The sequence below is a fragment of the Methylacidimicrobium tartarophylax genome (assembly GCF_902143375.2).
GTDB lineage: Bacteria > Verrucomicrobiota > Verrucomicrobiia > Methylacidiphilales > Methylacidiphilaceae > Methylacidimicrobium > Methylacidimicrobium tartarophylax.
This window is the reverse complement of record NZ_CABFVA020000025.1, coordinates 1-22,032: the sequence shown is the minus strand read 5'-3', so window position 1 is coordinate 22,032 and position 22,032 is coordinate 1. Positions and strand designations below refer to the sequence as shown.

The 22,032-nt window shown below is 62.6% G+C and carries 26 protein-coding genes and 1 pseudogene; 14 read left to right on the top strand and 13 right to left on the bottom strand.

Annotation, left to right across the window (positions count from 1 at the left end; genetic code table 11):
* Nucleotides 1-7: 7 nt before the first annotated feature.
* Nucleotides 8-1,117: a lipocalin-like domain-containing protein gene (locus tag MAMT_RS03455; protein WP_246186503.1), complete on the top strand. Its 1,110-nt coding sequence runs from the start codon at nt 8-10 to the stop codon at nt 1,115-1,117.
* A 9-nt stretch (nt 1,118-1,126) separates the two neighbouring features.
* On the opposite strand, the gene MAMT_RS03450 is transcribed toward MAMT_RS03455, so the two are convergent.
* A complete protein-coding gene (locus tag MAMT_RS03450) occupies nt 1,127-1,978 on the bottom strand; it encodes a hypothetical protein (protein WP_246186502.1) in 852 nt (283 codons plus the stop codon).
* 63 nt (nt 1,979-2,041) lie between these two features.
* Here MAMT_RS03450 and MAMT_RS03445 point away from each other — a divergent pair, with 63 nt between their 5' ends.
* Entirely contained in the window at nt 2,042-2,731 is a 690-nt protein-coding gene (locus tag MAMT_RS03445; protein ID WP_178086895.1) for a response regulator transcription factor, read from the top strand.
* Here the strand turns inward: MAMT_RS03445 and MAMT_RS03440 are convergent.
* The 5 genes from MAMT_RS03440 to MAMT_RS03420 all read right to left on the bottom strand — a co-directional run bounded on the left by MAMT_RS03440 (nt 2,652) and on the right by MAMT_RS03420 (nt 7,929).
* On the bottom strand, nt 2,652-4,043 hold the full coding sequence (locus tag MAMT_RS03440) for a hypothetical protein (RefSeq protein WP_142659624.1): 1,392 nt from the start codon (nt 4,041-4,043) through the stop codon (nt 2,652-2,654). The two genes, MAMT_RS03445 and MAMT_RS03440, sit on opposite strands and share 80 nt — an antisense overlap.
* Nucleotides 4,033-4,557: a hypothetical protein gene (locus tag MAMT_RS03435; protein ID WP_142659623.1), complete on the bottom strand. Its 525-nt coding sequence runs from the start codon at nt 4,555-4,557 to the stop codon at nt 4,033-4,035. The genes MAMT_RS03440 and MAMT_RS03435 overlap by 11 nt, the downstream gene beginning before the upstream one ends.
* Before the next feature lie 100 nt (nt 4,558-4,657).
* Nucleotides 4,658-5,269: a hypothetical protein gene (locus tag MAMT_RS03430; RefSeq protein WP_142659622.1), complete on the bottom strand. Its 612-nt coding sequence runs from the start codon at nt 5,267-5,269 to the stop codon at nt 4,658-4,660.
* Nucleotides 5,266-6,099 (bottom strand): DUF72 domain-containing protein, encoded by an 834-nt coding sequence (locus MAMT_RS03425; RefSeq protein ID WP_142659621.1) that lies wholly within the window; start codon nt 6,097-6,099, stop codon nt 5,266-5,268. Before MAMT_RS03425 ends, MAMT_RS03430 begins: the two co-directional genes overlap by 4 nt.
* Nucleotides 6,100-6,102: 3 nt before the next feature.
* Nucleotides 6,103-7,929, bottom strand: coding sequence for a bifunctional homocysteine S-methyltransferase/methylenetetrahydrofolate reductase (locus MAMT_RS03420; protein WP_142659620.1), 1,827 nt, complete (start codon nt 7,927-7,929; stop codon nt 6,103-6,105).
* A gap of 30 nt (nt 7,930-7,959) precedes the next feature.
* Here MAMT_RS03420 and MAMT_RS03415 point away from each other — a divergent pair, with 30 nt between their 5' ends.
* From MAMT_RS03415 to MAMT_RS03405, 3 genes are read left to right on the top strand one after another with little or no spacing between them, the layout of a single operon-like run.
* The gene (locus tag MAMT_RS03415; protein ID WP_142659619.1) at nt 7,960-9,003 is read left to right on the top strand and encodes an LOG family protein; all 1,044 of its coding nucleotides are present in this window, start codon (nt 7,960-7,962) and stop codon (nt 9,001-9,003) included.
* Nucleotides 8,993-9,514: a L,D-transpeptidase gene (locus MAMT_RS03410; protein ID WP_142659618.1), complete on the top strand. Its 522-nt coding sequence runs from the start codon at nt 8,993-8,995 to the stop codon at nt 9,512-9,514. Before MAMT_RS03415 ends, MAMT_RS03410 begins: the two co-directional genes overlap by 11 nt.
* Nucleotides 9,511-10,161 carry an HAD family hydrolase gene (locus MAMT_RS03405; protein ID WP_142659617.1) on the top strand — a complete coding sequence of 217 codons (651 nt, stop codon included), beginning with the start codon at nt 9,511-9,513 and terminating at the stop codon, nt 10,159-10,161. Before MAMT_RS03410 ends, MAMT_RS03405 begins: the two co-directional genes overlap by 4 nt.
* A gap of 69 nt (nt 10,162-10,230) precedes the next feature.
* Here MAMT_RS03405 and MAMT_RS03400 read toward each other — a convergent pair whose 3' ends face one another.
* Nucleotides 10,231-10,956: a hypothetical protein gene (locus MAMT_RS03400; protein ID WP_142659616.1), complete on the bottom strand. Its 726-nt coding sequence runs from the start codon at nt 10,954-10,956 to the stop codon at nt 10,231-10,233.
* 170 nt (nt 10,957-11,126) lie between these two features.
* Between MAMT_RS03400 and MAMT_RS03395 the strand changes: the two genes are divergently transcribed.
* The 3 genes from MAMT_RS03395 to MAMT_RS03385 are packed head-to-tail and all read left to right on the top strand — an operon-like array spanning nt 11,127 to nt 13,291.
* Nucleotides 11,127-12,419 (top strand): M20/M25/M40 family metallo-hydrolase, encoded by a 1,293-nt coding sequence (locus tag MAMT_RS03395; protein ID WP_178086894.1) that lies wholly within the window; start codon nt 11,127-11,129, stop codon nt 12,417-12,419.
* A gap of 58 nt (nt 12,420-12,477) precedes the next feature.
* Nucleotides 12,478-12,891 (top strand): VOC family protein, encoded by a 414-nt coding sequence (locus MAMT_RS03390; RefSeq protein WP_142659614.1) that lies wholly within the window; start codon nt 12,478-12,480, stop codon nt 12,889-12,891.
* Nucleotides 12,881-13,291 (top strand): hypothetical protein, encoded by a 411-nt coding sequence (locus MAMT_RS03385; RefSeq protein WP_142659613.1) that lies wholly within the window; start codon nt 12,881-12,883, stop codon nt 13,289-13,291. Before MAMT_RS03390 ends, MAMT_RS03385 begins: the two co-directional genes overlap by 11 nt.
* Before the next feature lie 30 nt (nt 13,292-13,321).
* Here the strand turns inward: MAMT_RS03385 and MAMT_RS03380 are convergent, their stop codons facing one another.
* Nucleotides 13,322-13,792, bottom strand: a complete 471-nt coding sequence (locus MAMT_RS03380; protein WP_178086893.1) for a hypothetical protein — start codon at nt 13,790-13,792, stop codon at nt 13,322-13,324.
* A 169-nt stretch (nt 13,793-13,961) separates the two neighbouring features.
* Between MAMT_RS03380 and MAMT_RS03375 the strand changes: the two genes are divergently transcribed.
* The 4 genes and pseudogenes from MAMT_RS03375 (at nt 13,962) to MAMT_RS03360 (ending at nt 15,378) form a co-directional block, all read left to right on the top strand.
* The gene (locus MAMT_RS03375) at nt 13,962-14,459 is read left to right on the top strand and encodes a rhodanese-like domain-containing protein (RefSeq protein WP_142659611.1); all 498 of its coding nucleotides are present in this window, start codon (nt 13,962-13,964) and stop codon (nt 14,457-14,459) included.
* 39 nt (nt 14,460-14,498) lie between these two features.
* A pseudogene (locus MAMT_RS11605) lies at nt 14,499-14,633 on the top strand (integrase); the annotation flags it as partial.
* 62 nt (nt 14,634-14,695) lie between these two features.
* Nucleotides 14,696-15,058, top strand: a complete 363-nt coding sequence (locus MAMT_RS03365; protein WP_142659610.1) for a type II toxin-antitoxin system RelE/ParE family toxin — start codon at nt 14,696-14,698, stop codon at nt 15,056-15,058.
* Nucleotides 15,058-15,378: a helix-turn-helix domain-containing protein gene (locus tag MAMT_RS03360; RefSeq protein WP_142659609.1), complete on the top strand. Its 321-nt coding sequence runs from the start codon at nt 15,058-15,060 to the stop codon at nt 15,376-15,378. Before MAMT_RS03365 ends, MAMT_RS03360 begins: the two co-directional genes overlap by 1 nt.
* A 38-nt stretch (nt 15,379-15,416) precedes the next feature.
* Here the strand turns inward: MAMT_RS03360 and MAMT_RS03355 are convergent, their stop codons facing one another.
* Nucleotides 15,417-15,671 carry a FitA-like ribbon-helix-helix domain-containing protein gene (locus MAMT_RS03355; protein WP_142659608.1) on the bottom strand — a complete coding sequence of 85 codons (255 nt, stop codon included), beginning with the start codon at nt 15,669-15,671 and terminating at the stop codon, nt 15,417-15,419.
* A gap of 278 nt (nt 15,672-15,949) precedes the next feature.
* On the bottom strand, nt 15,950-17,263 hold the full coding sequence (locus MAMT_RS11600) for a hypothetical protein (RefSeq protein WP_246186501.1): 1,314 nt from the start codon (nt 17,261-17,263) through the stop codon (nt 15,950-15,952).
* Between the two features lie 280 nt (nt 17,264-17,543).
* Between MAMT_RS11600 and MAMT_RS03340 the strand changes: the two genes are divergently transcribed.
* On the top strand, nt 17,544-17,780 hold the full coding sequence (locus tag MAMT_RS03340) for a FitA-like ribbon-helix-helix domain-containing protein (RefSeq protein WP_142659607.1): 237 nt from the start codon (nt 17,544-17,546) through the stop codon (nt 17,778-17,780).
* Nucleotides 17,767-18,141 (top strand): type II toxin-antitoxin system VapC family toxin, encoded by a 375-nt coding sequence (locus tag MAMT_RS03335; protein WP_142659606.1) that lies wholly within the window; start codon nt 17,767-17,769, stop codon nt 18,139-18,141. Before MAMT_RS03340 ends, MAMT_RS03335 begins: the two co-directional genes overlap by 14 nt.
* 258 nt (nt 18,142-18,399) lie before the next feature.
* On the opposite strand, the gene MAMT_RS03330 is transcribed toward MAMT_RS03335, so the two are convergent.
* The 3 genes from MAMT_RS03330 to MAMT_RS03320 all read right to left on the bottom strand — a co-directional run.
* Nucleotides 18,400-19,980, bottom strand: a complete 1,581-nt coding sequence (locus MAMT_RS03330; RefSeq protein ID WP_142659605.1) for a glycerol-3-phosphate dehydrogenase/oxidase — start codon at nt 19,978-19,980, stop codon at nt 18,400-18,402.
* On the bottom strand, nt 19,977-21,476 hold the full coding sequence (locus tag MAMT_RS03325) for an FGGY family carbohydrate kinase (protein WP_142659604.1): 1,500 nt from the start codon (nt 21,474-21,476) through the stop codon (nt 19,977-19,979). The genes MAMT_RS03330 and MAMT_RS03325 overlap by 4 nt, the downstream gene beginning before the upstream one ends.
* 30 nt (nt 21,477-21,506) lie before the next feature.
* The coding region (locus tag MAMT_RS03320) for an MDR family NADP-dependent oxidoreductase (RefSeq protein WP_142659603.1) at nt 21,507-22,032 on the bottom strand (526 nt) is incomplete at its 5' end.

Below are 22,032 nucleotides of genomic sequence, written 5' to 3'. Positions count from 1 at the left end.
CCTCCCCATGCGCGCCCGCCTTGCTGCCACCACCCTCTTCCTGCTGGCCATCCTTTGGGGGGGTAGGTTGGCGCAAGGGGCTCCGGCCGAGAGCTGGGCTTTCGCGCAGGGCCCCTGGGCCTGGCGCTTCCCCCGGGACCACGGCAACCATCCCGACTTCCAGATCGAATGGTGGTACTTGACCGGCAATCTCTCCTCCCCGGACGGGGCGGCTTACGGCTTTGAGGTCACCCTCTTCCGCCGTGGCCTCTTCCGCGAAGCCCCGCACCGGGAGAGCCAATGGAAGATCCGGGATGTCTTCTTCGGCCATTTTGCGATTAGCGACCTGGGGGCCAAAGAGTTCTTCTTCGCGGAACGAGCCGATCGAGGAGCGCTCCGGGAGGCGGGAAGCTCCGGAGGAAAGATGGAGGTCTGGGTCGGAGACTGGCGGATCGAAGAGCAGCCCGACGGCTCGCTCCGGGTACAGGCGGCGGAGAAGGACAGAAAGCTCGATCTTATGCTCCACTCCCGCAAGCCTCCGGTGCTCCACGGAGAGGCGGGCTTGAGCCGGAAGGCCGATGAGCCGGGAGCCGCCTCCTACTACTACTCCTTCACCCGGCTCCAGACGCAGGGAAAGCTCGAGGAGGGGAAGAAGACGATTCCTCTTCGCGGCACGAGCTGGTTCGACCATGAGTTCAGTTCCAGCGCCTTGGGCAAGAACCAGGTCGGATGGGACTGGTTCGCCCTCCAGCTCGATTCCGGCGAAGAGCTGATGCTCTACGGGCTTCGGAAGAAGGACGGCTCGATCGACACGACGGCCGGCGGGAGCTGGGTCGAATCGGACGGGACCCGGCAAGGACTCCGCTATGGGGAATTTACGCTCGAGCGGCTTGGGCTCTGGAAGAGCCCCCACACCGGAGCACGCTACCCAGCGGCCTGGCGGATCCGGGTCCCCTCCTTGGGATTGGTTCTCGAAGTCGCCCCCCGGATGGCCGACCAGGAGCTCTACCTCCATGCGCTCGGGGAGATCGCCTACTGGGAGGGAGCGGTCCGGGTTTCCGGCACCCGCCGGGAGAAGCCCCTCCACGGCGTCGGCTACATGGAGCTCACGGGCTACGCAGGAGCTCCCTTGCAGTAGCTCGCCTTTCTATCCCGCATTCCCCTCACGATAACCGTCGACCCGGTTGAGCCAGCCGCGCAGCCAGCGCCCCTCCTGCCGTCCGGGAGGCGCATTGCGTACCCGACGTTCCAAGACGGAGCGAGCCGCCCGCCGGAAGGACGGAAGGGCCGGTCCCGGCTCCATCGCTTGAAGGACGTCCAGGAGTCCCCAGCCTTCGCCCCGGTAGCGCTCCGTCGAGAAGGCGCCGTCCCCTTTGAAGTTGACGTAATCGACGAGGGCAAAGAGGCCTCCCGGGCTCGCTTCGAGAGCTTGGAAGTTCCTTTCGACCCGTGCGCGATCCCCCTCCGGGGCGGCGGCCAGCATCTTCGGCAGAGAGCCTTCCAAGCGTTCGATCGCAAATCGGGTCTGCTCCCCTACCGTTTTCGCCAAAAGGGAGCGGAGCTCGCGCATCCGACTACTGTCGGCCGCGGCAAGAAACGCCCGGCGATCGGGCCATGGGCAAGAGCGGGCTTGCGCAAGCCAACCGGGAAGAGCAACTCCTCGCCGCTCGAGGAATTGGAGAAGCTGCGGAAAACTCTCCTCGAACGGGCCGCCCATTCCCGAGGGATACCAGATGAAGTGGCCGATCCCGAGCGAGGCAAAATCCTCCCCGGCATTCCACGCCGTCAACCCGAACAACGTCCCACCCGACTCATTCTGCCAGAGTCGCCGGCCGATGGCGTCGGCTTGCGACGGCAAGAGAGCGATCCGCGGCTCGGCCGCGTGAGTCGCCAGAAGGCCAATCCATCCGGCAAGAAGGAGAAGCCCCCCGCCAACGCAAAACCCCTTTTTCCGCTTTTTCGTCGCACCCCGTTGCGGGTGGGGCCGCGATCGACTCACCGGGCAGGTATGAATGGAATCCTGCCCTCCAGAGAGTCGTTGCGAGCGGCAAGGCGACTCACTGTGTTTCTCGTCTCCTCTGCGCCATCGACCATGACGGAGTGGGCCGTTTTTCTGCGAAAGTGGGAAATTCGCTCCGAAACCTTGACCGACCCCAAGGAGGCCCTCGAACGCATCGCCAAGGTGCTTCTCCCCGTCGTCTTGCTCCGCTGGCCTCTTAGAAGCCGGCAAGAGCAAGTCTTCCTCTTGCGTTTGCGCGAACGGTCTTCGTGGGTGCCCATCGTAGTCCTGGAGGAATCGGGCCAACCTCGATCTCGCATCCTCGCCTTGGAAAGCGGCGCCGATTTCTGCCTGCCGGCCGATGGGGCCGAGATCGAGTTCTTGGCGATCCTGGGCAGCTTCGTGCGCCCGAGCCGAAGAGGCTTGCCGGATCTCTTCCGCCTGCCCCCCTTCTCCTTGGATGGGAAGAAGCGACTCCTCCAGCGAGGAGAACGGGAAGTATTCCTGACTCCTACGGAATTTGCGATTGTCCGCTATCTCTTCGGGCATGCGGGTCGCCTCGTCCTCGCCGCGGAGCTGGCGGCGCAGATGCCGCATCGAGAGCGAGCAATGCCTCTGCCGCGGCTCCTGCACGTTCACTTGGCCAACTTGCGCAAGAAACTCGGTCAATCCGCTATGGGGATCCAGTTGCGAGCCGTTCGGGGGCGGGGGCTTCTGTTGGAGTGGACACCGGGGAGACCGTCGGCGGAGTAACGGTCGGGACCGAAGCCCCTGGAACGAAATCCGGAGACGGCTTCGAGGAAGCCGGGGTTGCATCGCCGGGCTGCCGTCCGCTCGACCCCAGCCGAACGGAGATCGAGGAAGTCTGTGGAGGATCGAGATCGAGCCAGACGAGGAGTCCGCCTGCCAAGAAGAGCCGCTTTACTTTCGCCGGATGCTTCGGACTGACCACAACCTCGTCTCCGTTCCGGATCTTCCTGGGTTGATGCACGTAGAAAATGACCCTGCTGGGAATTTCAACAATCGGATAGATTAAGACCGCTCCGGCGATCCACTCGACCACCCGACGGCTCTCGACTCCAGCCGGGGTTGCGGTGAAGATGCCCTCCCGGAGGTCTGACCTGGCGCTGAACTTTCCCCAGGTCCAGAGGTTTTCCGGATGAACCCCCTCTTGCTTGGCGATGGCGGCCAGCGCTCCCAAGGGGACCACTCTCCGGGGTCGTTCGCGGGCGGGGGCGTTCGTCGCCGAGGTCTCTTGCGGAGCAACCTTCCGGCCGGCTCCTTCCTGGGACTCGATCACCGGAGGAGATTCGAGCACCATCCGCGTGATCACGCCGTCGACTCGGTCGATCTCCACCAGCCTTGCCGGATGGTCCTTCGGAATCGCAAACTTGGTTCCCTTCCGGAGCGTCGGCAGCGGATTCTTCGTCTGAAAGACCACGCGCCGAAAGACATAGTTTCCCGGATTGTCGATGAGATTGAAATGTTCCTCCCAATCCGGCCAGTTGATTCCTTCATTGACCGAGGCGAGAAAGAGGCCGTCGGAAACTGCGGTGCGAGCGGTGAACCGACCGTAGATCCAGACGTTCTTCGGACGAGGCCCCTGCTCCTCCCAGATCTCCGGCACATGGACGAACTTCATCACGCGCGCTTTGGGCTCCGACGACGATTTGCTCGGCTTCGTGTCCGACGCCGCCCAGTTGGGGGCCGTCAGCACTGCGGAGAGGAAGGCCGTCAGGCAGATGGTCCGAAGACCGCTGGCACAGCTCCCAAAAGAAGTCAGGCTAGCGGAGCGGAACGTGGCTCGATGCCCGGGAACTTCCTCCACCGACCGAGCGGTTCCGACGACTCCGCCGAGCCGAGGTTCGGTTGCCGGTGGCCTCAAGGCGTCGGAATGCGCAAGGCGCATCGGAGATGGGCGACAGTGCTGGAGAGCGCGAACCATCTCGGCAAGGTCGGCCGCAATCGCCAGCTTCCTGCCGAGCGGCAGAGCGCAAAAAAAACGCCGCTGTGCATTTCGGGGCATATTCCACAGTTTCTCATCCGTATCCGTTTCAGGCTCCATTCTCCTCCCCTCTCTTTTCTTCGCTCAGCGAAAGCTTCAACTCTTCGATGTCGGCAAGATCCTGATGACGTCCTGCTCCCTGCTTCATCTCGATCAGCGTTTCGACCCGAACGAAGCGGATCGGCTCCCCTCCGGGCAGTCGTTCACGCAGCGCCTGCTCATACTCCCGTTCGAAGGAAAACGTCTCGATGACAAAAATGTCCACGGGCGTCTCCCAATGAGTCTCGCTCTGGAGCGGAAGCACGCGCATCCCTTTTTCCTCTACCCAGCGCTTCCGGGCTGACGGATCGGCAAGATCCATGGGATCGACCGGCGGCACCGGCCGATAGCCCAGTCGGGCCAAAGCTGAGAAGACCGACGACAGATTCTTGCGAGCAAAATCGACGACTAGATCCATGTCCATGGTCGATCTCCCATAGCCATGGGCAACAACCGCGAGCCCTCCCACCACGAGATACCGGGCTCCGGCGGCGTTCAAGGCCGCCGCGATCTGCTTGAGACTTTCGAGCTTCACCGGCTTATTTCTCGGGATAAAACACCTACTTTTAGCGGCAAGATGTCGCGCAAGCAACCGAACTATTTCCTGGACGGAGAGATTTTTTTTGCGCCTGCGATCACCTCCCATGCCGGATTTCCAGCGGCCGGCCGGACGAGGCTTTGGCGTCAAGGAATGCGGCAAACTTGTCGATGGACCGGGCAGCCGTTTCCAGATCGTCGTTGAGGCCCCCGAAGTCCGGCGGCCACCAGCAGCAGAAGAACTTCCATGCCCCCTCCGCCAGTTCGGGCCGAACGGTCGAAGGAGGGGGAACGTAGAGCGTCAGGGCTCGGAGCGCGTCGAGTGCCGTGCGCTCGACCAGTCCTGCGGCCTCTCCTTCGCTGCGGAGCACGGTCTTTTCCGTAATCACTCCCGAGCCATTCAGAAAAAAAGCGATGGCCACAAAGCCGTGGGTGGGCGTCAGCGCCAGCCCGGCCAGAGAAAGCCGCTTCCGAGCTGCCTCCTGTTGGACCCGGTCTTCGAACGCCTCGGAAAGCCCAGAGAGGTACCGGTCTTTCTCGGACTGAACCTCGGGCGAGATCCGCGGACCATATTCGACCACCGCAAAGATCTGCGGCCCCTTTTTGGGCATCTTCTTATCCGGTGCCGGGGGACTGGAGACGCTCGGCGCCGAAAGGGCCCCCGATGCCAGGAAAAGGGAGGCGAGGATGGCCGCGAGCCGGACCCTCATCCGTAGCTCTCCGTTGCGGAAAGAAGGGAAAGAAGGGTGAGCGCATTTTCCACCGCCGCCCCGCCTGCCGTGTTGTCGAAATACAGATGCACCGTGCGCGCTTCCCGATGCCAAGTTCTGATGCGTTCGGCCCAAGAGGCAAGCTCGTTCTCGGAATAGGAAGAGACATAGGTCACTTCGGCCCCATGAAGCCGCACGAAGACCAGGTCGGTCGTGACCGCGTCCCATAAGGGCCAGTCCGCCGCATCGCTTTGGCAAGACCCGATCCGGTAATGACCGAGAAGCGAAGCCACCTCCGGATCGAACCAGGAAGGATGGCGAAACTCGAGAACGTGTCGAGCGGGGCCCTTTACCTTGGTCAGGGCCTGGGCAAAGGATTCGAGGCGGGCGAGGTCTTTCCGGAAGGCGGCGGGAAGCTGCCAGAGGAATGTCTTGAGCTTGGAGGTCAGCGGAGAAGCATCCTCGAGCTGAAGTCGGAGCGACTCCTCCGGATGAAGCAGCCGCTTTACATGAGTGACAAAGCGGTGGCCCTTGAGGGCGAAGGCGAAATCCGGTGGCGTGGCTTCCGCCCACCGATGGTAGGTTTCGGCGCGGGGCCGCCGATAAAAGGAAGAATCGACCTCGACCGCCGGAAAGCGGTGCGAGTAGAGCGTAAGCCAGTGCCCGCGGGGGGAGTCACCGTAGAGAAGCGGCTTCCAATCCGGGTAGTCCCATCCGCAGGTCCCGACATAGATGGGGGTATGCTTGCCGATCGTGGCACTGGTCGTTTCCGGGACCGCGGGCAGCGAAGAAGAGAGCGGTCTCTGGTCTCCTTTTTTCCCATTTTTCAAATTTTAGAAGAGCGCCTCGACGAGCCGGACGGAGAGATCATACCGCATGAAGGGCGTAATCAGATAGATCCCCCCGAACTGTTCCAGTACCGTTTCCGCCAGCGAACGCGCCTCCTCTAGTCCCAGCTCTGCGGCCTTCGGTCCGTCGACATGCCGTAGTCTTTCCCGCAAGCTTTCCGGAATGGAAATCCCGGGCACCTCGTTATGCAGAAACTCGGCATTGCGGGAGTTGAGCACGGGCATGATCCCCACAAAGACCGGAATGCCGAGCGGCTTCAGTCGTTCGGCGCTCTTCCGGATCAACTCCGGGTCGAAGACCGGCTGGGTCATCGCGTACTGCGCCCCGGCCGCGATTTTCGATTCGAGCTTGCGTACTTGCGAATCGAATTGCACCGAATTGGGATTAAAGGCGCAGCCGATCACGAAGTTCGTTTTTGCCTTGAGGTCCCGACCCGCGGCGGAGACGCCCCCATTGAGCTTGGCCATGAGCTTGATGAGCCCGAGCGAGTTGAGATCGTAGACCGACGTGGCCCCGGGATGATCGCCCGCCTTGGCGGGATCTCCGGTCAAGGCGAGGACGTGACGGAAGCCCAGCACCGACAGTCCCATAAGTTCGGACTGAAGACCGAGCAGGTTCCGGTCCCGGCAGGCGAGATGGAGGATGGTCGGGAGCCGGGCGCATCGCTGAGCCGCGACCGCCGCCGCCAGGTTGCTGACCCGGAGAATGGCCAGGGAGTTGTCGGCCAGCGTCAGCGCGTCGACCCCCGCCTTCTCCAGCGCACGGACTCCTTCCAGGAACTTGTCCATGGCGAGCGTTCGCGGGGAATCGAGTTCGACCATGGCGATCCGCTTTCGCTTGCAGCGGTCCAAGAGACTCTCCTCTTCCGCTTTGGGAAGCTCTTTCTCCCTCTCCATCTCGATCACCGGAACCCGTCCCCGCCGCGGCTTGACCCGGAGGGGACGATGGCGAGCGAGGACCGGTGCCATCGCCGCGATGTGGAGGGGGTTCGTTCCGTAATCTCCTCCGAGAAGATGGACCCCTTCCTCGACGAAACGGTCGACGCTCGCCGCAAAATACTCAGGGCTCGCCGAATAGCTCAGCCGGCCCTCGTAGAACTCCGGTTTTCCCGCATTGGGAAAGGCGCAGAGGAGATCTCCGGGCCGCACTTCGATCTCCTCCAGAAGATGGAGGGATGCCAGGATTCCGCAGCTTCCCCCGATGCCGACGAGCCGAGCCGCGGCACCCCGCAGTGAAGCAAAGCCGGAAGCTAGGGTGTCGCCGTTGCCGAGGCGGCCCTCTTCGAAGACGGCCAGCGAGACCGCTACCCTCGAAGCCCCAGCCTCATAGGCGACGGAGAGGGCGAGCAGCGCTTCGGAGAGCTCCGTAAAGGTCTCTAAAAAGACGAGGTCGCAGCCCGCCTCCAGAAGGGCGGTAATCTGCTCCCGATAGAGCGGCCGCCGTTCTTCCGGCGAGAGGCTGCCCTCCCAGGGACGGAGCCAGATCGGCCCCACGCTCCCCGCCACCGTGCACTCCCTTCCTCCGGCCGCCTCTCTTGCCAGCTCGACTCCTCGCCGGTTGATCGCGACGACTTGCCCTTCCAGGCCAAATCGGCTGAGGTAGGCGCGGTTGGACCCCGTTGTGTTGGTTCGGAGAAGCTCCGCACCCGCCTGGCAATAATCGGCATGGGCGCGCCGCACCAGATCGGGACGGCTCAAGTTGGCTTCTTCCAGACAATAGCGGTGCGGAAGCCCGAGTGAGTAGAGGTAGGTGCCGAGCGCGCCGTCGCCCAAAACAAGCCGCTCGGAAAGCGATTCTAATAGATTTGCCATGATGGATACCGGACGCATTATAGCTTCCGGATGACGGAGAAAAAAAGCGCGAGCTACTCGACTGGGGAGCCCACGCTGGACAAAAAGATCACCGCGCTCCTCGAAGAGGCGGGAATCGGAAGCGCGCGGCGCGAGTATTTCGAGATGGTTGCCACGGCCATTCGCTTCGATCGTCAAGCGACGACATCGGGCGACATCCGGATGATCAACCAGGCCTTCAAGGAGATCCGCTATGCCGATGCGATCTTTCAACCCTACCGGGGCGTCAAGAAGGTCACGATCTTCGGCTCGGCTCGCCTCGCCGTCGAAAGGCCGGAATGGCGGATGGCCCGGCGGTTCGCTGAGCAGATCGCGAAGGCGGGCTTCATGGTGCTTACGGGAGGCGGGGATGGGATTATGGGCGCGGCCCAGTTGGGGGCCGGCAAGGAACGGAGCTTCGGCCTGAATATCCGTCTCCCCTGTGAGCAGCGTCCGAACGAGGTGATCGAAGGCGACCGGAAGCTCATCTTCTTTCGCTACTTTTTCACCCGGAAGCTCTTCTTCGTGAAAGAATCCCATGCCATCGCGCTCTTTCCCGGCGGCTTTGGAACGATGGACGAATGCTTCGAGGCGCTTACCCTGATGCAAACGGGCAAGGCTCCCATCGTTCCCATGGTCTTCATCGACTACCCCGGGGGCACCTATTGGAGTGCGTTCCGGGAATTTTTGCAGAAGGAGCTGCTCTCCCGCGATCTCATTTCCGACCAGGACTTCCACCTCTTTACCTTTACCGATGACCTCGAGGAAGCGACCCAGGAGATCGAGCGCTTCTACTACAACTTCCACTCCTGCCGCTTTGTGGGAGAGCTTCTCGCCCTCCGCATCCACCGGGCGCCCGACGACTCCGCGCTCGAGGCGATCCAGCGCGATTTTGCCGACATCGCCGTCCAGCCCGGCTCTTTTTTCAAGACGAGCGCACTCCCCGCCGAGGCCAACGAGCCGGAAATCCTCTCGCTGCCCCGGCTCTGCTTCCCCTTCGACCGCAGATCCTACGGGCGACTGCGCCAACTGATCGACCGGCTCAATGCACTTTGACCCCTGGGATTCCTCCGGCCTTCCCTCCACCCCGGCGGGGATCTGGTTTCATGTCTCGGTCTGGGAGCAGAAGGTTCGCGTCCTGCGCGGCAAGGAGCAGATCTGGGAGACCCTGGTCAGCACCGCCCTTTTCGGCTGCGGGGAGGAGCCCGGAAGCTATCGAACTCCGCGCGGGTGGCACTTCATCTGCGAGAAAATTGGAGAAGGCTCTCCCCTGGGTACGGAGTTTCGCGGCCGTCGGCCGACCGGGTTGCTCTGGACTCCCGATGCCCCTTTTCGAGAGCGGAGCCTGATCCTCACGCGAATTCTCTGGCTGGCGGGAATGGAACCCCATAACTTGACCACGCGCGAGCGCTTCATCTACTTCCACGGCACAAATCGGGAGGATGCGATCGGACAGCCGATGAGCAAGGGTTGCATCTGTCTACGCAACGAAGAGATGGTTCAGCTCTTCGAACAAGCATCGATCGGGACGCGTGTCTTGATCGAAGAACGAGGAAGTCCCTTGTGAGTCGGCCGATTGACACGATCCTCCTTGACTGGTCGGGCACCCTGGCTGACGACCTCCCCTTTGTCCATCGGGCAGCCAATCAGGTTCTCAGCCTCTACCGGAAGCCGACCATGAATGTCGAAGAGTTCCGGGAATGCTTTTTTCTTCCGTTGCGCGACTTCTACCGGACGATTCTTCCGGAAGTCCCGCTGGAGATCCTCGATCGCTTTTACCACACCGCCTTCCGCTTCTTCCGGCCGCAGATCCCCCTTCTGCCTCATGCCGCCGGCTTCCTCGAGTTTTGCTCCACCCATGGTTTGCGAATGATCCTCTTGAGCACGATTCAAAATGGTCATTTCCTGGATCAGGCCAAGCGGCACGGGATCCTCGACTATTTCGCCGAAATCCATACGGAAGTCGCCGACAAGCGGGTGACCCTCCGCAAAATGCGGGAGGAGGGGCGAATCGAGCCGCGCCAGGCCATCTTTCTGGGCGACATGGTTCACGACGTCGAGGCGGCCCATGCGGCGGGCATCCTTTCAGGCGCCCTCCTGACCGGCTATGACACCCGGGCAAAACTGGAAGCGGCCCATCCCAGTTTTCTGTTCGCAGACCTCTCCGAGGCCCAAGCGTTCCTGGAAGAGAACGGGCAGGCGGCGAGACCCTGAGGAGTATTCCCGACGCCCGACCGGCCGCTTCCGTTCGATCGATCCGGAAAAGGATCTGCTCCACCTAACTCACCTCCCCTCTCTGCCGCCTCTTCCGGAGGCCGAAGGCCGAGCCAAGGGTAGATGAAGGCTCAGCGAGCCCCGGAACACAACTCCGGGGAGAGCCGCTCGGGCCGCCGCGCCAGGACGCGTCTCGCCCTGGGATGGGCGTTCCCCCTCCTTTCCCAAGTCCTTGGACCGCCGGCTCCGGCCGAGAGAAAGCTCCAGCGCCAGCCGGATCCCATAATGGCGGGGGAGATCCGCAAACGCCGCCGGCTTCTCGGCCGGCTCGTTCTTCCGGACCGTGCGGATTCTCTCCTGCGCCTCGGCGGTCGTCCTCCGGCTCTTCTCCCGGGTCTGGCGCACCCGCTCTTCGTCCACGGATCCCTGAGTGGGCAGAGGAGGAGTTTGCGGCTCTGTCTCGGAAACCGGCGTCGGCCGAGGATCGGGCCGCTTGGCTCCTTCCTCCTTCTCTTTTTTCTCCTCTCCCTCGTTCTCTTTCCCGCTTTTCGGCTGCGCGGAGCCGGGCTTGGGGAGCTCCTGCCGGGAAAAGAACTGTCCCGCCCAGGAAAGGCTGGAGCGGACCAGCCCAAGGAGATTCCCTGCCGCACGGAGGAGATCGGTCGTGCTCAAGGAGGAGGCGAACGGATCGAGGTTACGCTGGTAAAAGACCCGCATCTGGGGATCGAGTGCCGTGGACATGTGCGGCATCGAGGTCTGGTGGCCTAGGGTGAGGTTCACATGAAGAGAGGACATGGGGGAATTCTCCGGATTGAGGGGGATCGGTTCCTTTCCTCTTCTGTACGTCGATCGGAGGGCAGGAGTCACCCGGTCGATCTGCCGCGGAGCCGCTTCGGCCGCACGGAGGGCAAGGCGACTCTTTCCGCTTTGACAGCACCCCTTGGATGCGGCAAAACCGGTCGATCATGCCTCCTTCCGTCTCTTCTCCCCTCGACTGGGCTCTCCTGGGCAAGGAAGCGCTAGAGATCCTCCAGGCTTACATTCGAATTCCCTCGGTAAACCCTCCGGCCGACACGAGCCGGACGGCCGAATTTCTTCAGAACATTCTAGAGAAGGATGGCTTCTCTCCCCAACTCTATCGCAGCGGCTCCGGGGGAGAGCGCAACCTCCTCGCTCGCCTTCCGGGAAGAGACCCTACCCGTAAGCCTCTCCTTCTGCTCAATCACATGGACGTCGTGCCGGCGGATGCCTCCCGATGGAAGATCCCGCCCTTTGCCGCCGAGGTCCAAGACGGTTTTCTCTGGGGTCGGGGAACCCTCGACATGAAAGGGTTGGGCATCCAGCAGCTTATGGCCATCCTGGCACTCAAACGGGCAGGGATCACCCCTCCCCGGCCGATCCTCTTCCTCGCGACCGCCGACGAGGAGAGCGGAGGAAAGCACGGCATCCGCTGGATGATCGAAAACCATTGGAAGGAGATCGAACCCGAATATGTTCTCGATGAGTGCGGGCTCTGCACCCGCGATCTCTTTACTTCCTCCAAGCTCGTCTTCTTCGTCCAGGTGGGAGACAAGCAGCCGGTTTGGCTCCGGCTACGGGCGACCGGGCGACCGGGCCACGGCTCGATCCCAACCAAGGACGATGCCCCGGCCGTCCTTATGCGTGCGGTCAACCGGATCCTTGAGAGAAAGGAGTCGGGCCATCCTCCCGCCGTCGTCGAAGCGATGGTCTCCCGGGTCGGGGCGCCGCTGGTCCCCCATCCCTTCACCGAGTCGATCCAGCGAAACTCGGTCGCTTTGACCAGTCTGGCAGCGGGCGTCGGCAACCCACCTAAGATCAATGTGATTCCCTCGGTCGCCGAGGCAACCTTGGATTGCCGCCTCTTGCCCGGGGTCGATCCGGCGGACTTTCTCTCCTCGATCCAAGCCACGGTGGCCGACCTGCCGGTCACCGTCGAAGTCGCGAACGAGGTGGTCGATCCGACTCCGCCGAGCCGATGGGACAGTCCCCTCTTTGCAGCCATCGAGCGGACGGTTGCCGTCCATTATCCCGAGGCGGTGGTGAGTCCGCTCCTGAGCTCAGGCTTCACCGACTCGCGCTACCTGCGCCAAAAGGGAGTCGTGGCCTACGGCTTCATGCCGATGACCCTCGATGCGGAAACCGCCTGGAGCGCCCACTCCGATTCCGAGCGGATCCCGGTGGCCGAGTTCCAGCAGGGCATCCGGGTCTTCTTCGACCTTCTGCAGGAGGAGTTTTAGAAAGACGCTTCCCGGACCCTCCCGCTTTCCTTTTCTGCTCCACCGAGAACGAATGCCGATGAACATCACCCTCCTCCACCACGTCGCCCTCCCGGTCACCGACCTGGAGCGCTCGAAAGCCTTCTATCGCGAGATCCTGGGCCTCCAGGAAATTCCCCGGGCGCCCTTCCCCTTCCCGGGAGCCTGGTTTGCGCTTCCGGACGGCCAGCGCGTCCATTTGATTGTCTCCCCGGGCCAGACCTTGCGCACCGGCAAGGGCATCGACTCGCGAGATGGCCACTTTGCGCTGCGGGTCGCCAGCTATTCGGAAACCCTCGAGGAGCTTCGGGGGAAAGGATACACGCCCGAGGCGTCCGACGAGTTCCGCCGGATCAAGGTCGATCCCCATTCGGTCGCCGGCTTCCCCCAGCTCTACCTCCTCGATCCAGACCGGAACTTGATCGAGATCAATGCCGAGAAGCTTGATCGGTAGGCTGGCGGGAGGAGGGGAAGGGATTCGTGCGGGAATCCCGCTGATCTTCTTTCTCTTCCTCGCCCTGTCCGTCCCCGGCTGCCGCTTCGGCTTCTCCTCCCCGGCAGGAGAGTATGCCGGAAGCTGGAGCGAGCCCGACCAGTCGACCGTCCTCCTGACGCTCACCCTCGAGGCGGATGGAAAGGCTGTAATGCAGCGGACCGTCCGCTGGCCCGATGGCCGCACGGAAGCCGATTCCTGGGAGTCGGAATACCGGGTTGGGGAGGACCAGGTTCTGGTCGGCTCCGAAGGAAAAGTCTATGGGGTCTTCCGCCGCCAAGGGAATGCCCTTCTCGACCAGCGCCACCTCATAGACGGGAAACCGATCCGCCTGGAGCGCAAAAGGACACAGAACCCTTGAGGCCCGCTCTCTGGGGCACGGAGCTCCCCCCTAGAAAGGGACCCCGGCTCGACCGAGAGGGACGAGAACGCTCGCAATGCCCCAAGCATGCTTCTCTTTCTTTCTCTGGAGAAAACGGATCGCAGCATAGGCGCCGACCCAGGACGAAGATTCGACATATTGCCCACCGAGGAGGAAGTGCCCGGGTGACCTCGTCGACTTTCTCAACTCGAGGATGGCATCGGCCCCATGCTCCTTCGCCAGCGCCACTGCCCGGCTCCGAGCGCTGCCGAAGAGCCAGGACCGGGTTTTAATATATCCCAGGATGATGTAGCGGCGGCTGGGAGGACTCTGGTAGTCCATCATTCCCTCCACCTCTTTCCCGCTCCCGCTCCCCAAGGGGCCCCATTCCAACTTTTCCACCGGTATCCACTCCGAGAAGAGCGGATGGGCGCTGACTCCGAGCGGGAGAAGCGCACAGAAAAAAGAGAGCGTGAGCAGGAGTCCTTTCACGCGACGCAACCTCCCTTCCCCGCAAAGCCCTGTCAATTTCCTTCTCCCGATTCGAAACCGCGGAGCAGAAGCCGCACCGCTCCCGCCGCCTTCCGAGGAAGGGCCGTCGGACCCTCGGAAAACTTGCTGGAGTTTCTCGATTGCCGCTTTCGCGGAAAACTTGGAAAATCGAGCAAGCATGATCCCTCTCCCCCTCCGGCCCCCTCGCCTCCTCTTGGGTCTCCTCCTTCTGCTTTCCCTTTGGGGAACGCCTTCCCTCCGTGGGGAAGAGAGCCCGATCGAGATCACCCCCAAGGATCCCTGGACAACGAGCGATATCCTCCAACCGAACGATCTTCTGGCCTGGATGAAGAGCGGAAAACCCGCCGTCGTAATCGATCAAGTCGGCTTTCCCTTTCTCTATAAGGCCGGACACATCCCCGGCTCGGTCCATGTCGGCACCGGAAAGGATCCCGAAGGCATCGAAGCGCTCAAGAAGGCCGTTTCCGGCCTTCCCAAGGACAAGACGATCGTCCTCTACTGCGGCTGCTGCCCGTGGGATGTCTGCCCCAACATCCGGCCCGCTTTTGCCACGCTCAAGGCGCTCGGCTTTACGCAAGCAAAGGTTCTCTATCTCCCGGAAGACTTCGCCAAGGACTGGACCCGGAAGGGCTATCCTACGGAAAAAGGGGAGTGAGGATCGCGGCTGGCGGCTCGCCGCCGCCATCGCCAGCGAAAGAACAACATGAAGCCAACGGGCCACAAGACCGTGGCGAAGTCCATGCACTACGTCCACATCGTGGACGAGCCGCTGCGGGACGCGGCCGAACTGGTGGCGAGTCGGCGGCAAGCCATTACGGGTGCGCGGAGAGGTGAAGGGTCACTGGTGGGTCAAGATCTCCGTTGCCTCTTATATCCGAACGGGTATACTTCATGTCTGAGAAACGCAAGATTCTGTACTGGGAGGGTTCCTCCAAGAAGGATTTCAAGGAATTTCCTCTCCCTGTCCAGAAAGACATGGGTGTCGCGCTGTTCGTTGTGCAGTTAGGTCGAACCCCTAAGTCGGCCAAGCCTTGGAAAGGGCTAGGTTCGGGCGTGTATGAGCTTGTGGAGGATCATCGCGGCAATGCCTTCCGCACGGTTTACACCGTGCGTATTGATGATGCCGTGCACGTTCTGCATGCGTTTCAAAAGAAGTCCAAGTCCGGCATCGCCACGCCGCAACCGGACGTCGAGTTGATCGAGCAACGATTGAAGGCAGTGCTCGCGCGTTGTGGTGCGAGCGGGAGATCGTGATGACGCACAAAAACCATCCTCAAGCCACCGAAAACGTGCTGGCTGATCTGGGCTTCGCTGATGCGGAAGAGCTATCGGCGAAAGCTATCCTGGCGGTCAAGCTGAACGAGCTGATCGACAAGCGCAGCCTTAGCCAGATTCAGGCCGCTCACATCACCGGTATGACACAGCCCAAGCTGTCTCAGGTGCGACGCTATAAACTGCAGAACATCTCGCTTGAACGCCTGATGCGGGCGCTGGTCTCGCTAGACCAGCACGTCGAGATCGTTGTTAGGGCTGCGCGGCGGGCGCATCCTGCCGGCATTACGGTCGCAGCTTGACGCTCCGAGAGAGCCGGAACCAGATCCGGGACGTTCATTCAGTCAAAGCGCAACGGTTTGGCCGGAGTCTGATCGCACACGCTCTCCAAGACGGCGAAATCTTCATTGGTCAGCCCGATTTTGCGGCCGATGGCAGCCAGAGCTTCGCCCAGACGCAAACGCTTCTCCGGCTTGACCACGGCCGCCAGAATCTCGCGTACCTCCGCTTCCGTCCTGCGACCGTGTCGAGCCGCCCGCACGCGCAAAGCGCGATGCACGTCATCCGGCACATTCCTTACACTGAAACTCCCCATGGCTAAAGCCAGGGGGTTCTAGGGAATAATGGATCTGGCTCTCCGAGGCTCTCGCTTGCGCTACAGCATCCCCGGCCTCGCCGGAACGACCGCCGCCATTCGGCAGACAATCGCTTCCCGTTTTCCCCTTCGACGGACGACCAACTCTGACGTTCTCGACATGCGGTTGGGCAAAGCCCTCCCGTCTCGCTGGTTCTTTTACCCTCGACATCGCCCGTCGCAGAAGCGGTTCCGCACCCGGCCAAGCCTTTAAGACCTGGCGGATATCGAGGAAATCCTCATCGGAGCATTTCGCGAGAAACGCGCTGTAGAGATCCCGCTGCACAGGCTCGATACGGCCATCGCCGAAGACGTGCGTCCGCAAAGAGAGCGGCTTCTTCACGTACTGCCCGGTCGTCTGATCGAACTGGCTCAATCGAGTCTTCCGGGGATCGATCTCGGGTGAGTCTGCCGCCAGCACTTTCAGCCTTGCGGCGAATCCTCTCCACCCACATCCCCGGCGCGCGTACCTTCACGCTCCGTCCGAAATTCTTCTGAAAACTCCTATAGCATAGCTTTTCCCCCTTGATGGTCTTTCCCTGCGCCAACATCCGGTTCGCGAGATTGCCGTGCGCGGTCTTCCGCGCGGCAGCCAGCCGCCGCTCGGTTTCGGCGAGATCCCGCAGCCTGTGCTGGTAGCGTTCCGAACCGACCCAGCGCTTGACGCCTCGCTTCACCCGGCCCTCGGTGTCGTAATTTCCAGGATTGGTAGAGCGGCGGGACCGGTCCATGGACCGCAAGATCCGCCGCGTCTGCTTCCAAGGCTGCTCGACTTCCGGACAGAGATTTTCCAGGCTTGCGTCGGTTTCGGAGACGAAGGCCACCGTCGATGGCCCCAAGTCGTAGCCGACGACATCCTCTCCCACGGGTCTGACCTGAGGGGCGACACCCTGCTGGACGAGTTGCCCATACCAGCGCGTCTTGCCTCGAATGGTGCGGCGAACGACGCGCACGTACTTGGTCCGGGCCTCGAGCGCGATCCGCTGCCAGCCGCGCTTGTCCTTCGGATCGAGCCGAAGCGGCAAGACCAAGCCCGCCCAATGAATGGCCAGAACCGGCTCCTTCCGGAATCGGATCACGGCATCGCCCTTGCCTTCGACCGAGTGGAACCGGCTGGCCGGCTTGAATCTCGGTCGGCCCCGAATGCCGAAAGCATAGGCCTGGACGGCCCGGAATGCCCGCAGACTCGCGGTCTGCGTGTCGTGCGATCCGAGATGATCGCGGATCGAGCAGGCATTCCGGCAGGATTCCGCGAACTTCTGGAGCGAGAATGAGCTAAAACCGAAGCAATCCTGGATCTTGCGGAAAAGAGTGGAGCGCTCCTTGTTGCCGATCCGCTTCCCGCTCCGCTCGTCCACGATCGTCTTCCGCATCTGGCAAGCGCGTTGCCAGTCCTTCGATTGCCGCATCAAGGCCAACCGGCGCAACGCCTCGCCCAAGGAGGCGTTGTAGATCTCGCGAGCGGCATTGAGGCGCTTGGAAAGGGCAACCTCGTCCGCCGCAGCCGTTCGCAATGGAAACTCGGCAATGAAGGATTGAGTGTTAGCTCGCATCGAATGCTTTCCAGTCTCTTATACAGGAACATAAGCATCCATCAAGCTTTGACTCGCCGCTCACCCCATGGCTAAAGCTAGGGGCTTGCGCGGCGCTTTTCGGTCAGGATTGCCACAACCTCCCGAAGCACCGCACGCCCGATCAGCAATGGACGGCGATTGGCTAGAAGATAATCATGCAAACCCTGACAACTCCCTTGCACTTCCGGACAACGGCGAAACCCTCTCGCCGGAATGCCGGCGACATGTTACGGTTCCGATATGGAGTCATTTTAGAACCATGTCCGTCAATCTCTCGATCAAGAATGCCCCCGACGAGGTTGTGGAACGGTTGCGGCAACGGGCGGAACGGCATCACCGTTCCCTCCAAGGCGAGTTGCTCGCCATCATCGAGGAGGCGGTCAAGCCCAAACGCGAGCTGAGCCCGGCCGAGTTGCTGGTGGAAATCCGCCGCCTTGGCGTTCATACGCCGGCCGATTCCGCGACGATCATCCGGATGGATCGTGAGCGCCATTAAGATTGTAGACGCCTCTGCCTTGGCGGCTCTCGTGTTCGGGGAGCCTGAGGCTGCGGCCGTCGCCACGATCCTAGAAGGCGCCCGTCTGGCCGCACCTTCCCTGCTCGGCTTTGAACTAGCCAATGTCTGCCTGACCAAGATGCGGCGCCATCCGGAGCAAAGGGAAGCGTTACGTGCCGCCTTTCCCCTGGCCGCCCGGCTCGCGGTAGAAACAGTCGCCGTGGATCACGCGGCCGCGCTTGATCTCGCCGAAGCGACAGGTTTGACCGCCTACGACGCTAGCTATTTATGGCTTGCTCGCGCGCTTGGCGGCGAACTGGTCACACTGGATCACAAACTGGCGGCGGCCACAGCCCGCTGAAGGCGCGTCGTCCAACCGCGAGCCTGCGTCCATACGTATCGTTCGCATCGCGCAAGCCTTTGGACAATCAGCGGCATGGAAAGAGCGGCAGGCGCATCCCGCCGGCATGACGGTCGCAGCTTGACGCGCCGAGCGTGCCAGCCGAGGCTCTGGCCGGGTGAGCCCGGTTCGGGACACCTGGCCAAGCCCACAGTCGCCGAGGGCAGACCGGTCCAAATGGTTCGGGAGTCTCGGTTTCAGGGGGAGGCGAAAGCCGGATCAGCGATCGGTGGAAGGGAGCTCAGGCGGGAGGTAAGCCTGGGCGGCTTTTTGAAAAGCAGCAAGCTCGGCCTCCCTCCACGAATCTGGGCGGCCCAACTCGCGGGCGAGAAGACCGGCGAGCCGGGGTGCCGACTCTAGGGCCGCGCGAGCGTCCAGAAAGAGCGCGCGAGTCCGGCGAGCCAGCAGATCCTCCAGGCCCAGCGCCCTCTCCTTCCGGATTCCCCAGAGGATCTGGGCGACGGCGTAGGGAAGCGAGGGATGGATCGGCTCCGCTGCTCCCGCCTCCTCGGCGGCCAGCCGTTCGATCTCCTTCCCTTCGCTTCCGTAGACCGAAAAGAACGAGTGGCCGCTCCCTCCCTCCTCGCAGGCGCCATGGAGAGGGAGCATCGCCGTCCGGGACGGGCGGTGCGCCAGGCCATGCGCGCGCTCGGCAGAGTCGATGCACTCCTCCCCCATCTTCCGATAGGTCGTCCACTTCCCTCCTGCCAGGGTGATGAGACCGGAAGGGGAGACGCAAATCGAATGCTCCCGGCTCAACTGCTCCCGCCGATGAGTTCCCGGCTGCGCCAGAAGAGGTCGCAAGCCGGAGAAAGACGCCACGGCTTTCGCGGAGGAGACCGACGGCAGGTAGGGGGAGACTTCCAAGCATAAGCGCTCGGCTTCCGACAAAGACATGCGAGGGGACTCCTCGGGCTCTTCGACCGGAACCTCGGTCGTGCCCAGCAGGACCCGGTTCAGCCAAGGGATGGCGAAGACGACTCTTCCGTCGGAGGCTTTCGGGATCAGCATGGCGTCTTTGCCCGGCAAGAGCGATGCCGGGAAGACGAGATGGCTGCCCCGGCTGAGAGCGAGCCGGGGAGTGGCATCCGGCTCGTCCAGGGAACGAATCTGATCGGAGAAGATTCCGCCGGCGTTGACCACGATTCGGGCCGAAAGCGGGTACTCCCGGCCCGAGAGCCGATCGAGAAGGACCGCTCCCGTGATCCGTCCCGCTTGTTTGGAGAAGCCGACGATCTCGGCCGCATTGAGGGCGACTCCGCCGTGGTCCTCCAGCGTGCGGAAGAGGGTGATGGCCAGCCGGGCATCGTCAAACTCGGCATCCCAGTAGAGCACTCCGCCCCGCAATTGATCGGTCCGGAGCGTCGGCAGCCGCTCCACGGTCTCTGGGCGGCTGAGCCGCTCCACCCTGCCCAGCCGGTGGGATCCGGAAAGGCCTTGGTAGAGTCGGAGCCCCAAGAAATACCAAGGGATTTCCGTGCTCCGGTAGAGCGGCAGGACAAAGGGGAGCGGCCGGACTAAATGGGGCGCATTGCGGAGGAGAAGCCAGCGTTCCTGGAGGGCTTCCCGCACCAGGTGGAGCCGCCCTTGCCGCAGGTAGCGTACCCCCCCGTGGATCAGCTTGCTTGATCGGCTCGAAGTCCCCTTGCCGAAGTCGAACTTCTCGACCAGGAGGGTCCGGTAGCCGCGGCTCGCCGCCTCCAGGGCGGTGCCCAGGCCGCTCGCCCCTCCGCCGACGACCAGAAAGTCCCACGGCCGGGAGGAATCCGCGACAAGGTCGAATGCCGTCCCTCGCGTCATGAGGAAATCGGCCCGGGCTCTTCCCGTCTCCAGCCTCGAGCCCGATCGATTGCGCTCTTCCACTCCTCGCGCTTGCGGAGACGCTCCCGTGAATCGAGAAGGGGCGAGAAGATCCGGTCGATCTGACCGAAGGAGCTCCGTTCTTCCGGAGAAGAGAAGAAGCCCGCTTCCTGACCGGCGAGGAGACCGGCTCCGAGAGCGGTCGCCTCATGGCAGCCGGAGCGCGCGACCGGGAGGCCGAGCAGGTCGGCCTGGATCTGAAGAAGGAGGTCGCTTTGTGCCGCCCCTCCATCGACCTTCATTTCATGGAGGGGCACTCCGGTCGCCCGGCCCATCGCCTCAATCACGTCGCAAACCTGGTGAGCGACTCCTTCGAAGACGGCATGGGCAATCTGGGAAGGCCGGGTTCTCCGGGTGATCCCGATCAGGAGTCCCTCCGCCGATGGATCCCAATACGGGCTTCCCAGCCCGGTGAGAGCCGGGACGAAGACCAGCCCTTCGCTATCAGGCGCCTGTCGCGCCATCGCCTCGACCTGGCCAATGTTGGACGCCAGCCGCAAACCATCCACCAGCCACTGAAAGGCGGCTCCGGCGACAAAGACGCTTCCTTCGAGCACGTAGTCCGTCTGCCTGCCCAGACTCCAGCCGGGAGAGATCAGTAGGCCTTCCCCAGCCTCCGGAGGCCGATTCCCTAGATTCATCAGTGAGAAGGCTCCGGTCCCGTAGGTCGTCTTAAGTCCGCCTCTACCCCAGCAGAGTTGGCCGTAGAGGGAAGCCTGCTGGTCCCCCAGGACCGCGAGAATCGGAATTCCCTCCCAGAAGCCGGCCCCCTTTCCGAAGAGCCCGGCCGAGGAAACCACCTTCGGCAGAAGGGAGAGGGGCGTTTGAAAAAGCGCCAGGAGCTCTTGGTCCCATCGGTGCTCGTAGATGTCGTAGAAAAGAGTTCGCGAAGCGTTCGACTCCTCGGTGAGGTGGGCCTCGCCTCCGGTCAACTTGGCCAAAAGCCAACTGTCGACCGTTCCGAAGCAGAGGCGGTTGAGACGGCTCGAGAGCATCGGAAGGCTCTCCCAAAGCCAGAGGAGCTTGGTTCCCGAAAAGTAGGGATTTAGGCGGAGGCCGGTCTTTTGCCGGATCGTCTCTTCCCAACCCGCCTCCCGCAGTCGGTGGCAAAGAGCGGTCGATCGACGGTCCTGCCAAACCAGGGCGCTTCCCACCGGTTCGAGGCTCCGCCGATCCCAGAGAAGGAAGGTCTCCCTCTGGTTGGCGATGCCGATGGCGGCAATCTGCCGAGGCTTGACTCCGGCCCGCGACAGGGCGTCGCGCGCCGCTTCCTCTTGCGACCTCCAGAGCACTTCAGGGTTCTGCTCCACCCATTCGGGCTTCGGAGTGAGGATCGAAACCGGCCGTTGCGCCTTCGAGACGATCGCCCCTCTGCGATCGAGAAGCAGGGCACGGGAACTCGTCGTGCCTTGATCGAGAGCAAGGATATATTCCATTGGCTTGCCCCCCGCTCGGCCAAAAGGCTGCTAGACCGCAACGACCAGCTTCCCTAGGGACTTCCCTTGAAAAAGCCCGAGAAGAGCGTCAGGGGCGTTTTCGAGCCCTTCGACGATCGTCTCCTCGAAGCGAAGCTTTCCTTCCGCCGCCCAGTGCTCCAGCCGTCCGAGGGCTTCCGGCCAGCGATCCAGTCGATCGCCAACGATGAAGCCCTCCAGCCGCACTCTTCGGGAGAGGAGGAAGTCCCAGCCCTTCGGACCCGGCGTTTCCGGCCGGTCATAGGTGGAGATATGGCCGCAGAGGACGATCCGGGCAAAGGGATTGAGCAGGGGGAGCACCGCTTCGAGGACGGCTCCGCCCACGCCATCAAAGTAGACATCGATCCCCTCGGGAACGCTTTCCCGCAGGTGGCCCGATAGGTCGCCCGCCTTGTGGTCGACGGCGGCCGCAAACTTGAAATCCTCCACGACATGGCGGCACTTGTCGGCTCCTCCGGCGACTCCGACCACCCGGCAGCCGTGCATCCGGGCCAGCTGCCCCGCCACGCTTCCGACC